Annotated in this window: 13 protein-coding genes; 12 read left to right on the top strand and 1 reads right to left on the bottom strand. The window is 38.6% G+C overall.

All coding sequences use genetic code 11. From position 1 onward, the window contains the following. Window positions 1–24: 24 nt before the first annotated feature. From arsS to ML462_RS03025, 7 genes are read left to right on the top strand one after another with little or no spacing between them, the layout of a single operon-like run. The gene (gene arsS, locus ML462_RS03055; RefSeq protein ID WP_240712256.1) at window positions 25–1,080 is read left to right on the top strand and encodes an arsenosugar biosynthesis radical SAM (seleno)protein ArsS; all 1,056 of its coding nucleotides are present in this window, start codon (window positions 25–27) and stop codon (window positions 1,078–1,080) included. A gap of 34 nt (window positions 1,081–1,114) precedes the next feature. Then, window positions 1,115–1,579 (top strand): rhodanese-like domain-containing protein, encoded by a 465-nt coding sequence (locus ML462_RS03050; RefSeq protein WP_240712255.1) that lies wholly within the window; start codon window positions 1,115–1,117, stop codon window positions 1,577–1,579. Next, a complete protein-coding gene (locus ML462_RS03045; protein ID WP_240712254.1) occupies window positions 1,580–2,185 on the top strand; it encodes a TIGR04282 family arsenosugar biosynthesis glycosyltransferase in 606 nt (201 codons plus the stop codon). Next, window positions 2,182–2,994 (top strand): purine-nucleoside phosphorylase, encoded by an 813-nt coding sequence (locus ML462_RS03040; RefSeq protein ID WP_240712253.1) that lies wholly within the window; start codon window positions 2,182–2,184, stop codon window positions 2,992–2,994. Before ML462_RS03045 ends, ML462_RS03040 begins: the two co-directional genes overlap by 4 nt. Window positions 2,995–2,996: 2 nt before the next feature. Next, entirely contained in the window at window positions 2,997–3,965 is a 969-nt protein-coding gene (gene arsM / locus ML462_RS03035; RefSeq protein WP_240712252.1) for an arsenosugar biosynthesis arsenite methyltransferase ArsM, read from the top strand. 19 nt (window positions 3,966–3,984) lie between these two features. Continuing rightward, entirely contained in the window at window positions 3,985–4,782 is a 798-nt protein-coding gene (locus ML462_RS03030; protein WP_240712251.1) for a DUF547 domain-containing protein, read from the top strand. 6 nt (window positions 4,783–4,788) lie between these two features. Continuing rightward, window positions 4,789–5,475 carry a TIGR04283 family arsenosugar biosynthesis glycosyltransferase gene (locus ML462_RS03025; protein ID WP_240712250.1) on the top strand — a complete coding sequence of 229 codons (687 nt, stop codon included), beginning with the start codon at window positions 4,789–4,791 and terminating at the stop codon, window positions 5,473–5,475. Here the strand turns inward: ML462_RS03025 and ML462_RS03020 are convergent. After that, complete coding sequence (locus tag ML462_RS03020) at window positions 5,465–6,496, bottom strand: glycoside hydrolase family 113 (RefSeq protein ID WP_240712249.1); 1,032 nt, start codon at window positions 6,494–6,496, stop codon at window positions 5,465–5,467. The genes ML462_RS03025 and ML462_RS03020 overlap by 11 nt on opposite strands. Window positions 6,497–6,597: 101 nt before the next feature. Here ML462_RS03020 and ML462_RS03015 point away from each other — a divergent pair, with 101 nt between their 5' ends. Genes ML462_RS03015 through ML462_RS02995 form a run of 5 tightly spaced genes read left to right on the top strand, consistent with a single transcriptional unit; the run spans window position 6,598 to window position 12,362 of the window. Continuing rightward, window positions 6,598–7,884 (top strand): NAD(P)/FAD-dependent oxidoreductase, encoded by a 1,287-nt coding sequence (locus tag ML462_RS03015; RefSeq protein ID WP_240712248.1) that lies wholly within the window; start codon window positions 6,598–6,600, stop codon window positions 7,882–7,884. A 51-nt stretch (window positions 7,885–7,935) separates the two neighbouring features. Next, window positions 7,936–8,499: a transposase gene (locus tag ML462_RS03010; RefSeq protein WP_240712247.1), complete on the top strand. Its 564-nt coding sequence runs from the start codon at window positions 7,936–7,938 to the stop codon at window positions 8,497–8,499. A gap of 48 nt (window positions 8,500–8,547) precedes the next feature. Then, complete coding sequence (locus ML462_RS03005; protein ID WP_240712246.1) at window positions 8,548–10,146, top strand: 4Fe-4S binding protein; 1,599 nt, start codon at window positions 8,548–8,550, stop codon at window positions 10,144–10,146. A 48-nt stretch (window positions 10,147–10,194) separates the two neighbouring features. Further along, window positions 10,195–10,899: a glycosyltransferase family 2 protein gene (locus tag ML462_RS03000; RefSeq protein WP_262914721.1), complete on the top strand. Its 705-nt coding sequence runs from the start codon at window positions 10,195–10,197 to the stop codon at window positions 10,897–10,899. After that, window positions 10,896–12,362: a cellulose synthase family protein gene (locus ML462_RS02995; RefSeq protein WP_240712245.1), complete on the top strand. Its 1,467-nt coding sequence runs from the start codon at window positions 10,896–10,898 to the stop codon at window positions 12,360–12,362. Before ML462_RS03000 ends, ML462_RS02995 begins: the two co-directional genes overlap by 4 nt. The last annotated feature ends 14 nt before the right edge of the window (window positions 12,363–12,376 follow it).

Genomic DNA, 12,376 nt, shown 5'->3' with positions numbered 1-12,376 from the left:
CCTACAACGCATGAACAATCTTTTATGACCATTAAATCCCTTAAAGCTCGAAAGGATGACCTTTCAAGTCCCGAAAATCAACTTAAATTTTTAAGCAACGGAATTTTTCAAAAAGGAAAACTTCCAACTTTTAAGGAGAAAATTGCTGAAACCGGTAACTTTCCTTTAAAACCTAAAAAGCTCGAGATACTTCAGTTAAATCTTGGTTATATGTGTAACCAGGTTTGTTCCCACTGCCACGTAGATGCAGGGCCAGATCGGAAAGAGATCATGACGGTAGAAACCATGAAACAATGCCTGGAAGTTATAGAGAATACGGGTGCTCATACACTGGATCTTACAGGAGGTGCTCCTGAAATGAATCCAAATTTTCGCTGGTTTGTAGAAGAGGCTTCAAAAGCAGGGATCAAAGACTTTATAGTTCGCTCAAATCTTACTATCATACTCGCGAATAAGAAATACCATGATCTTCCTGAATTTTTCAAAAAATATAATGTTCACGTAGTTTCTTCTTTACCATTTTATAAGAGAGAAAAAACCGATAAACAGCGTGGAAGCGGAGTTTTTGATAAATCGATCAAAGCTCTGCAAATGCTGAATTCTGTAGGCTATGCGCAAGAAGGAACAGGTTTAAAGCTGGATCTTGTGTATAATCCTTCAGGAGCCTTTTTGCCAACCAACCAGGATGCGATGGAGAAAGACTTTAAAAAAGCTCTGAAAGAAGATTTTGATATAGATTTTGATAATCTTTATGCGATCACCAATCTGCCTATCAGCCGTTTTCTGGAGTATTTGATCGCATCAGAAAATTATGAGGACTATATGTATGCCCTGGTAGATGCCTATAACCCTGCAGCTGTAGAAAGTGTAATGTGTACCAATACCATTTCAATAAGCTGGGATGGCTGGTTATATGATTGTGATTTTAACCAGATGCTGGATCTAAAGGTGAATAGTAAAGTAAAGCATATAAGTGATTACAACGAAGATCTTTTAAATGATCGAAATATTATAATCTCACAACACTGTTATGGTTGTACAGCCGGTGCAGGAAGTAGTTGCCAGGGTACTGTAGCTTAGTAAAATGAAATCCTTCATTTTCATATTAATTATAATGGCTGGTATTCTTACCGGATACTCCCAAAATTCGGTAGAAGATCTGCTGAAAAAATACAATTCAGGAGTTGTGCGATATATCTCTGTTGAGCAACTCCGAATGCGTCAGTTGGATAAGGAGGTTGTCATTATCGATTCCAGGGAAAAAGAAGAATTTCAGGTAAGCCATATTGAGAATGCTATTCTTGTTGGCTACAACCATTTTGAAGTTTCCAAAGTAAACGATATAGCAAAAGATTCACCGATTGTAGTTTATTGCTCTTTGGGAATACGTTCCGAGAATATCGGTCGAAAACTTAAAAAGGCTGGTTATAAAAATGTTCAGAATCTCTACGGTGGGATTTTTGAATGGAAGAATAAAGGTTTTCCCGTAGTTAATCCGGAAGGTGACGAAACAAATAAAGTACATGCCTTTTCAAAAACCTGGGCTAAATGGCTTAAAAATGCCGAAAAAGAATATTAAGTGAATAAAGACCTACTCATCATTTTTACCAAAAATCCGGTTGCCGGAAAAGTAAAAACAAGACTTGCCGAAGACCTCGGTAACAACCAGGCGCTTGAAGTCTATAAATTTCTACTCGAACATTCTGTTGAAGTAACTAAACCAGTAAAGGCAGATAAACAGGTGCACTATTCAGATAAAATTCCTGAAATCGATATCTGGAGCTCACAGCTATTCATAAAAAGACAGCAACAAGGTAAAGATCTGGGTGAAAGAATGGAGAATGCTTTTAAAGCTGGATTTGACGAAGGATACGAAAGAATCATCATTATCGGGACAGATCTTTACGATATAAAAACTTCAGACCTGGAGCTAGCTTTTTCAGAATTGGAAAAGAACGATTTTGTTATTGGGCCAGCTGAGGATGGTGGATATTATTTGTTAGGGATGAAATCTTTAAATTCGGAATTGTTTAGAAACAAAAAATGGAGTACCTCCAGTGTTTTTGATGATTCCTTAAAAAATATGAATGGTCAAAAAGTGAAAATATTAGAAACTCAAAATGATATTGATGTTCTGGATGATATTAAGGATCACCCTGCATTTCAAAAATTTATAAATATATGACAGATAGAATAGATGAATCTGTAGATTACTTAAAGTCCAAAGGTTTTGGAGAACCTGAAGTTGGAATTATTCTTGGAACCGGGCTGGGAAAACTGCTTGATGATATTGAGATCGAAAAAGAGGCTAGTTATAATCATATCCCTTATTTTCCAACAGCAACGGTAGAATTTCATAAAGGAAAACTTATTTACGGTACGCTTGAAGGCAAAAAGGTGATTGTCATGCAGGGGCGTTTTCATCTTTATGAAGGCTATAGCCTGTTTGATGTTACTTATCCGGTTCGGGTTATGAAGAGACTTGGTATTAAAAGGATGTTGGTCTCGAATGCTTCTGGCGCGATAAATCTTGATTTCAAGAAAGCAGAATTAATGCTTATAGACGATCATATTAACCTTCAGGGTGGATCACCACTGGCATTTCATGGCGTGGATAAACTCGGTGAGCGCTTTGTAGATATGAACGAGCCTTATGATAAGGAAATGAATAAAACCTTCGAAGAAGCGGCTAAAAAGCTTGATATCACTTTGCACAAGGGAATTTATGCATCTGTAATGGGACCTCAATTAGAAACCAGGGCCGAATACCGGTACCTTAAAATTATAGGTGCAGATGCCGTTGGAATGAGTACCGTCCCTGAGGTGATTGTTGCTAATCACTTGAATATTCCTGTTTCTGCAATTTCTGTGATCACAGATCAGGGCGATCCAGATAATCTGGAAAAAGTGGATATTCAGGATATCCTGGCCAATGCGGCCAAAGCAGAACCAGATATGGTGAAATTATTTAAAGAACTACTTCAGAAGATATAAGCATGAGTTATTTAGAAACTACCAAAGATGTATACAGAGAGGCAGCATTAACCCCAGATGTGGGATTATGTTGCACTACAAATCCTATATGGGAGCTGCCTGGTCTTAAGATCCCAAAGATTATGCAGGAAATGAACTATGGCTGTGGAACTACGGTGCATGCAAGAGATCTAACGAATAGCCCAAAAACGCTTTATGTAGGAGTAGGTGGAGGAATGGAATTGCTTCAGTTCGCCTATTTTTCCAGACAAAAATCGGGTGTTGTAGGGATAGATGTAGTAGATGAAATGCTGGAAGCTTCCAGGAAGAATTTTAAGGAAGCAGAAGAGTTGAATCCCTGGTTTAGATCAGAATTTGTTGATCTTAAAAAAGGAGATGCAACAGATCTTCCGGTAGAAGATAACTCTATAGATGTGGCTGCCCAGAACTGTCTTTTCAATATTTTTAAAACCGAAGAACTCACCAAAGCTCTAAAGGAAATGTACCGCGTCTTAAAACCACATGGTAGGCTTGTGATGAGCGATCCCACTTGTGAACAGGAGATGAATGATGATTTGAGAAACGATGAACGTCTTAGAGCACTTTGCCTTAGCGGAAGTCTGTCTATTAAAGACTATGTAAAGGCTTTAACCGATGTTGGTTTTGGTACCATAGAGATCAGGGCCCGAAAGCCTTACCGTATCCTGGATCCTAAAAACTATCCTACTGAAGAACTCGTATATATAGAGTCTATAGAAGTTGCAGCCATCAAAGATCCAATGCCAGAGGATGGTCCTTGTATTTTTACCGGGAAAGCTGCGATCTATTTCGGAGATAATGACCATTTTGATGATAATAAAGGTCATATTCTTTTAAAGAATCAGCCACTGGCAGTATGCGATAAAACTGCTGGAGCCTTAGCTTCTTTAGGTAGAGATGATATATTCATTAGTGAATCTACTTTCCATTACGATGGTGGTGGATGTTGCTAAAAATTAAAATAAAGAGATTATGAAAAAGCTTATTTTAAGTTTTGCGATCCTGATTTCGGGAGCCTGTATGTTTGCTTCCTGTAACTTGATTTCGAGTGCCGGCTTCAATAGTAAAGGTCTGCCTACTCCAGATGTAAATAATAATGAAAGAAGCTCTGATGAGCAGGCTAAATTAGATCATGGGATTTGGGATGAGCTTTTGAAAAAGCATGTAGATGATGCCGGAATGGTAGATTACAAAGGCTTTCAAAATGATCGAAAGAAGCTGAACGAATATCTGAACCTGTTATCTGATCAAAAACTCGATGATAGCTGGTCTACAGATGAGGTGTTAGCTTACTATATCAATTTATATAATGCTTACACGGTAGATCTAATTTTGAGAAATTATCCGGTGAAAAGTATCAAGGATATCAATGGTGCCTGGACAAGCGAATTTGTGATGATTGGAGATACCGAAATTTCTTTAGGTGGTATTGAGAATAGTTTGTTGAGAAAAATGAATGAACCTAGAATTCATTTCGCGATCAATTGTGCCTCGATCTCCTGTCCTAAATTACTTAATGAAGCTTATACAGCAGAAAAGATAGAAGAGCAATTAGAAAAAGTGACTAAAGAGTTTGTGAATTCAGAAAAAAATGAGATTGCCGGCTCATCTGTAAAATTGTCTTCCATATTCGATTGGTATAAAGGAGACTTCACTGAAAAAGGAAAAAGTCTGATCGATTACGTGAATATGTATTCTGAAACTAAAATCGAATCAGGTGCTTCAATTTCTTACAAGGAGTATAACTGGAACCTGAACGAGGCGAAATAGGTATTTATGGTCAGTATTATCATTCCGGTTTACAATGAAGCTGAACAGCTCCCGATACTATTAAGGCATTTACAGAAAATGTCTTCTGGATTTGTGGCTGAAATTATAGTTGTAGATGGCGGAAGCTCTGATAATACCGTTCAAATTGCTAAAGATCATCCAAAAGTATTTTATATACCTTCTGAAAAAGGAAGGGCAGTGCAGATGAATACCGGGGCCGGGCTTGCAAAAAGTGAAATTCTTTATTTTCTGCATGCCGATAGTCTTCCCCCGGAGAATTTCGATTCCTTGATCCTAGCTGAAGTTAAAAAAGGCAATAATGCCGGATGTTTCCAGATGCGGTTTGATAAGAACCATTGGTGGTTGAACCTGATGGGTCAGTTTACCAGGATAAATCACATTTCCTGTAGGGGTGGTGATCAATCTTTGTTTGTGGAAAGAAAACTTTTTAAAAAACTAAACGGATTTGACGAATCTTATATCGTTTATGAAGACAACGAATTTATTAAAAGGCTATATGATAATTGCCGTTTTAAAGTCATAAAAAGCTGGATCACTACCTCTGCGAGACTCTACGAAAAGATGGGAGTCTGGAGTACACAAAAGCTTTTTGCTGAAATTTACTGGAAGCGTAGGTTTGGAGCATCTGCAGAAGAACTCTACAGCCACTACTACAAACGGACTAGTTCCTGAATTTTTGGTAATATTCCTTCACAATATTTTCGGCTGGTTTATTCTGCGGAGTAAACCTGTCATTTTCAGTGCCACCTGCTTTTTCATACTGGTGCCATTTCCATAAGAAACCTCCGGAAAACCAGTTTTCATTCCAGAATTCTTCATAGATAATTTCCAGTGCCCTGGCTTGCAGATCATTATTTATATTGGAATAATTCCTGTCTGATTTCCAGGGTTTTTTTAATGAATGATCAATATTTCGGTAACCATATTCAGTAAAAATAATTGGTTTATGATATTTTGAAGACAACTCCTGTAGCATGTTTTTATGCTCTTTCCACCCTTCTCTTATTTCTTCTTTTTCCGGGGAGGCTGCATCGTGAATTGGGAAATAAGCGTCAACACCAATATAATCGGTTTCCTTCCAGATTTCAGTTTTATCTACCTTATCCCAGTTTTCAGCATAGACAATTTTTCCATTAAAAACTTTGCGTACATCCCTCATCAGTGATTTCCAGAATTCTGGTCTTTCATTAGTAAAATTAAAAAGTTCTGTTCCTATGCAAAACATCTCTATCTGATGTTTTTCAGCAATATTTGCATATAGAAGCATATATTTTCTATAAGACTCTTCAAATATCAACCAGTCTTTTTCAGAAGAGAAATTCAGGTTGCCAGTAAATTGCCCGTTTCTTATCCAGATATGTGGCTTAATCATGATCTTTAGTTTCCTGTATTGAAGAATAGATATCGCCTGTTCAATTCCTTCTGCCCTTTCACCGAACCACTGCCTGTCTACATCGAAAATAAGTTCAGGTTGCTCAGGACTTCCCATAAATGCATATGGCATTAAAGCCACTACATTCGCATTGACACTTAAAATACGATCGATCTGTGATTCTTCCAGGCTGTCCCTGGATGCCACTAAACTTATCCCGTTGTATTTTCGAGACGGGATTTCGGCCTGGCAGGAATGCAGGAGAATTCCAATGATTACCAGTATATGGTTAGGTATTTGAAATTTGGCAAATCGGAACATTTATTTTTAAATATAAATTCCACTATCTACTTGGGATTCTCTCTATTTTCAGCGTAATTTACTAGAGTTCTTCCGGCTTACCACCAAATTAGGAAAATTTAATGGAGCATATCGTTATTATCGGGAATGGAATTGCAGGAATTACTGCTGCCAGGCATATTCGTAAAAGATCTGATCACAGAATCACCGTAATTTCCGGAGAAAACGATTATTTCTTTTCCCGCACTGCCTTAATGTATGTTTACATGGGGCATATGAAGTGGGACCACCTGAAACCATACGAAGACTGGTTCTGGGAAAAGAACCGGATAGAATTGAAAAAGGCTTGGGTGGAAAAGGTGGATTTTGAAAAGAAAAAATTAAGTTTTTCTGCCGGGGAGCCTTTAGAATATGATAAACTAATTATTGCCACGGGCTCGGTTTATAACAAATTTGGCTGGGATGGTGAAGACCTTAAAGGAGTTCAGGGACTTGTTTCCAAACAGGATCTCATTGAGCTGGAAGAGAATACTGCTCATACCAAAAAAGCAGTGGTTGTTGGTGGCGGTTTAATAGGAGTAGAGCTGGCAGAAATGCTTAGAACGCGTAATATTGAAGTGACTTTCCTGGTTCGCGAGCAGGCTTTCTGGAACAATGTATTGCCGATGCCAGAAGCCGAAATGATCTCAGAACATATAAAATCTCATGGCGTTGACCTAAGGCACAATACTGAACTTGAACAGATCATTCCCGATGAAAACGGAAGGGTAAGGGCTGTTAAGACCAAAAACGGAGAAGAAATTGAATGTGAGTTGGTAGGTCTTTGTGCCGGAGTTCGACCTAATATCGATTTTCTCAAGGATTCAGATTTAGAAACCGATAGAGGTGTTTTGGTAAATGAATATCTGGAAACGAATATTCCTAGCGTTTATGCGATTGGTGATTGTTCACAGCAGAGAAAGGCTATCGGACTCAGAAAACCAGTGGAAGCAGTCTGGTACACCGGAAGAATTATGGGCGAAACGCTGGCCAGGACATTAACAGGTGATAGAACTGCTTATGAACCCGGAAATTGGTTTAATTCAGCGAAATTCTTTGATATCGAATATCAAACCTATGGTTGGGTCTGGCCTGAACCAAGATCGAATGAACAGCATTTTTATTGGAAGAATAAAACTGAACCAAAAGCCATTACTATTTCTTTTAATTCAGAAACCAAGAAATTTTTGGGTATAAATACGTTTGGAATACGAATGCGCCATGAGGTTTTCGATCGCTGGCTACATGAAGAGAAATCCATAGACCAGGTTCTGGCCAATTTAAGGCAGGCAAATTTCGACCCCGAATTTTATGATTCTCATGAAAAGGAGATCTTCAGCAGTTTTAAAAATAATTTTCAAGATGTCTAAGAACTAAATCCTCACAGGTTTCCAAAACCTGTGAGGATTAGTAAAATATCTATGATGCAGTGTGAACCAATAAAAACCGATTCTTATTACCACATTTTTAATCGTGGGAATAATAAACAATTGGTTTTTTTTGAAGAGAGAAATTATCACCACTTTTTAAGGCTTACTGAAAAATACCTTTTACCTGTCTGTGATATTTATGCATATTGTATGCTGCCAAATCATTTCCATCTACTGATTAGGACCAAAAATGATATTGAAAATAGATCCATTTCTCAGGCATTTTCAAATTTCTTTAATTCATATGCTAAAGCCATTAATAAAGCTTATAATAGAACAGGAAGTCTGTTTCAAGATCGGTTCAAAAGAAAGAGGATCGAAGATGAAAAATATCTTCAAAATTTGATCCTGTATATACATCGAAACCCTGAAAATCATAAAGTAATTTCTAATTTCAGGGAATATCAATTTTCATCTTTTTCAAAACTGGTATCAGATTCTTCTACTTTTTTGCAAAGAGATCAGGTAATTGATTTGTTCGATAGTATAGATAATTTTGATTATCTGCATTCTCAAACGGAAGTAGAGTCCAAATGGGACTTAAATTTTGATTAGAACAGACCTCACAGGTTTCCAAAACCTGTGAGGTCTAAAATAAATAAAATGAGTAGGATAGAACATAACATGTCATTAACCGGGGAAGCTCCGGCAGCGATAAATACACAGCAAAAGCTAGCCTCGTTTCTGGGAATTTCGGGGCTAATCATTCTTCTTCTGGCAAGCCTTAATGTCAATTTTCCAAATAAAACTCTTTGGTTGAGCCTTTCGCTGGCATCTATTTTTGGCGGAATAGCCTGGTTTGCCAGGGCAGCTTATGCCGGGAAACATGAAGGGATCAAAAATGACGGAGTTTGGTTCAAATCCATGACCAACCGTGGTTACCTGGCCTGGATCACCGGAATAGCCCTTACGGGTTTTTATATTATTCTCTATTTCTATCCGGAATACCTTGGTTTGAGAACCGACGCTGATAATACTGGTCTTATAGCTCTTTTCGATCCTTTAAGTAAACTTCTTAGTGGTAATCCGGCTAGTCAGTGGTTTGTCTACGGAACACTTTATACCATTGCCATTGCCGCTTTCGGGATTAAATTTTTCTGGAAATACAGGCATAATACTTATCAAAGGCTTCGAACCATTTCAGTGATTTTCTTCCAGACCGGTTTTGCTTTTTTGATTCCGGAATTGATGTCAAGGTTAAATAAAGAAGAGGGATTTAATCTTCCTTATTATGACCTTAAGAATATCTGGCCCCTGAATTACTACAATTTTGAGCAATACCGGGTTGACGGATTTCTTTCCTCAGGTGATATTGGTTTGGCTTTACTCTTCCTTGGAATTGCGTCGATCTTTATTATAACGCCAATTCTAACTTATAAATACGGAAAACGCTGGTATTGCAGCTGGGTCTGTGGTTGTGGTGGCCTCGCCGAAACAGCCGGTGACCCCTACAGGCACCTTTCAGATAAAAGTCTCTTTGCCTGGAAAGTGGAGCGATGGGTAATTCACAGCGTACTCGTATTTGTGGTTTTGATGACCACCGCAGTGATCTATTCTTACCTGGGCTACGATGCCGATAAATACTGGCTGAACAAGGATGTTTTTCTGATTAGTGTGGCTGTTTTTCTGACCCTTTTGTTTGCCGGGATCTGGTATTTTAAAAAAGAGGAATTGGAGAAGGACGCGAGATACGGAGCTATCGGTTACCTGGTAATCATTCTTTCTTTAGTTGGCTTGCATTATTTCAGCGGGCAAAATTTATTCCTTTTCAATGCTGAGAATTTAAGGCAGACCTATGGTTTCTTAATAGGAGCTGTTTTTAGCGGGGTGATTGGCACCGGTTTTTATCCCATTTTCGGTAACCGGGTTTGGTGTAGGTTTGGATGCCCAATGGCAGCAATCCTCGGGATGCAGCAAAGACTTTTCTCTAAATTCAGGATTACAACCAATGGCGGTCAGTGTATTTCCTGTGGAAACTGTTCTACATATTGTGAAATGGGGATCGATGTACGGGCTTATGCCCAGAAGGGTGAAAATATCGTGCGCTCCAGTTGTGTTGGTTGCGGAATCTGTTCAGCGGTTTGCCCAAGAGGCGTATTGAAGCTGGAAAATGGGTCCCGAAAGAACCGAACTGTAACTCAGGAAGCGGTGATGGGAGATAATTTAAATCTGCTTGATCTTATAGATCAGAAGAGCAAATAGGTTCTAAAGAAATAACTTATTTTCGCACCTCCGTAAAACTTCTGAAAATTGAAGATCCCAGATAGTATTATTATAAAGGTTATAGTTCCAGCTTATAATGAAGCCGATTCTATTGCTCATGTGATCTGGGATATTCCATCTTATGTAGAGGAAGTGATCGTGGTAAGTAACAATTCTACCGACCAAACCGAAGGAAACGCGAGAAGGGCTGGAGCAACGGTTCTAACTGAATCTCAGAAAGGTTATGGTTATGCCTGTTTAAAAGGCATGGATTATATATCGAAACAGGACCAAGAAGTCGATATTGTCGTATTCCTGGACGGAGATTATTCTGATTATCCTGGGGAAATGGATAAGATCCTTCAGCCAATTATCGGAGAAAATAAGGATTTTGTAGTAGGAGCCAGGGTTGATGAATGGCGGGAAAAAGGATCGATGACTTTTCCGCAGATCTTTGGAAACTGGCTGGCCACAAGTTTGATGAAATTATTCTTCAACTCCAGGTTTACCGATCTTGGTCCATTCCGGGCTATCAAGTATGAAAAATTGCAACAGCTGGAAATGGAAGACAAAACTTACGGTTGGACGGTTGAAATGCAGTTAAAGGCTTTACGACAGAATCTAAGCTATTCCGAAGTGCCCGTGCATTACAGAAACAGGATTGGTGTTTCAAAAGTTTCAGGAACTATCAAAGGTGCTATCTTTGCAGGCGTAAAGATTCTCGGTTGGATTTTTAAATACAGTTTTAAATGATAGATTTAGCGGTAATCATACTTTATACTCTTGCTTTACTAGTTATCTTCATTTACAGTCTTTCCCAGCTACATTTATTGATCAACTATCTGAAAGCAGTCAAATCTACCGATGATTCTGAAAAATTCGATTTTTCAAAAGAGAAATTGCCTCTGGTGACTATTCAGTTACCACTTTACAATGAATATTATGTAGTTGAAAGACTGCTGAAGAATATTGCCAGGATCAATTATCCCAAAAACAAACTGGAAATCCAGGTGCTGGATGATTCCACAGATCATTCGATCGAAAAGACTTCTGAAATCATTAAAGAGCTTCAAAAAAAGGGACTGAATATTCAGCATATAAGACGTGAAAACAGAACTGGTTTTAAAGCCGGGGCCCTGAAAGAAGGATTAAAGATCGCCAAAGGAGAATTTGTGGCTGTTTTCGATTCAGATTTTGTGCCTGGGGAAAACTGGTTAATGCAAACACTGCCATATTTCAAAAATCCAAAGGTAGGAGTGGTGCAAACCCGCTGGGGTCATTTAAACCGGGATTATTCCTTGCTCACCAAAATTCAGGCTTTTGCATTGGATTTTCATTTTATCCTGGAACAAACCGGGAGAAATTTCGGGCGGAATTTTATCAATTTCAATGGAACCGCGGGCATCTGGCGTAAGCAATGTATCCTGGATGCCGGTAACTGGAGTGGAGATACCCTAACCGAAGATCTCGACCTGAGTTACCGCGCGCAGATGAAAAAATGGGAATTCAAGTATCTCGAGAATGTGGAAACTCCGGCAGAACTACCCGTGGTGATAAGCGCGGCCAGGAGTCAGCAGTTTCGATGGAACAAAGGTGCTGCAGAGAATTTCAGAAAGAATTACGGGAAACTGCTGAAGGATCCTTCAGTATCGTTTAGCACAAAATTTCACGGATTTTTCCATTTGCTTAATTCCAGTATGTTCCTGATCGTACTATTACTAGCGGTCTTCAGCGTCCCGGTGCTTTATATAAAACATAACAACCCGGCTTTTAGCTGGTACTTCAACGTGCTGGCGGGTTTTGCTATAAGCACCCTTATTTTCTTTGCCTGTTATTATGTGGCTTATTCCAAAATTCATGGTAAAGGAGTCAAAAGCTTTTTTAGGTTTATCGGGATGTTCTTTACCTTTTTTTCCATTGCCATGGGCTTTTCTGTACATAACAGTCTTGCGGTGCTCGAAGGTCATTTTGGAAAGCGTTCAGAATTCATCAGAACACCCAAATTCAATATAAGTTCAATCAAGGATTCCTGGAAAGGGAATACCTATTTAAGCCGTCGTTTTTCGAAAAATGTCATTATAGAGGGGCTTCTTTTTCTTTATTTCGGATTTGCAATTTTTAGTGCTTTTAAACTGAATGATTATGGCCTGCTGATCTTTCACCTGATGTTATTTACAGGGTTTGGCTTTGTATTCTTTAAAAGTTTGAGAGCATAAATTTTCCTACTTTA

Source organism: Christiangramia lutea (genome assembly GCF_022489035.1).
Classification (GTDB): Bacteria; Bacteroidota; Bacteroidia; order Flavobacteriales; family Flavobacteriaceae; genus Christiangramia; species Christiangramia lutea.
This window is presented reverse-complemented; position numbering and strand designations above follow the sequence as displayed.

What these genes read in the sequence shown, in the direction of transcription:
- arsS (WP_240712256.1), top strand. Translation starts at nt 25, where the DNA reads ATGACCATTAAATCCCTTAAAGCTCGAAAGGATGACCTTTCAAGTCCC.
- ML462_RS03050 (WP_240712255.1), top strand. Translation starts at nt 1,115, where the DNA reads ATGGCTGGTATTCTTACCGGATACTCCCAAAATTCGGTAGAAGATCTG.
- ML462_RS03040 (WP_240712253.1), top strand. Translation starts at nt 2,182, where the DNA reads ATGACAGATAGAATAGATGAATCTGTAGATTACTTAAAGTCCAAAGGT.
- arsM (WP_240712252.1), top strand. Translation starts at nt 2,997, where the DNA reads ATGAGTTATTTAGAAACTACCAAAGATGTATACAGAGAGGCAGCATTA.
- ML462_RS03030 (WP_240712251.1), top strand. Translation starts at nt 3,985, where the DNA reads ATGAAAAAGCTTATTTTAAGTTTTGCGATCCTGATTTCGGGAGCCTGT.
- ML462_RS03025 (WP_240712250.1), top strand. Translation starts at nt 4,789, where the DNA reads ATGGTCAGTATTATCATTCCGGTTTACAATGAAGCTGAACAGCTCCCG.
- ML462_RS03020 (WP_240712249.1), bottom strand. Translation starts at nt 6,496, where the DNA reads ATGTTCCGATTTGCCAAATTTCAAATACCTAACCATATACTGGTAATC.
- ML462_RS03015 (WP_240712248.1), top strand. Translation starts at nt 6,598, where the DNA reads ATGGAGCATATCGTTATTATCGGGAATGGAATTGCAGGAATTACTGCT.
- ML462_RS03010 (WP_240712247.1), top strand. Translation starts at nt 7,936, where the DNA reads ATGATGCAGTGTGAACCAATAAAAACCGATTCTTATTACCACATTTTT.
- ML462_RS03005 (WP_240712246.1), top strand. Translation starts at nt 8,548, where the DNA reads ATGAGTAGGATAGAACATAACATGTCATTAACCGGGGAAGCTCCGGCA.
- ML462_RS02995 (WP_240712245.1), top strand. Translation starts at nt 10,896, where the DNA reads ATGATAGATTTAGCGGTAATCATACTTTATACTCTTGCTTTACTAGTT.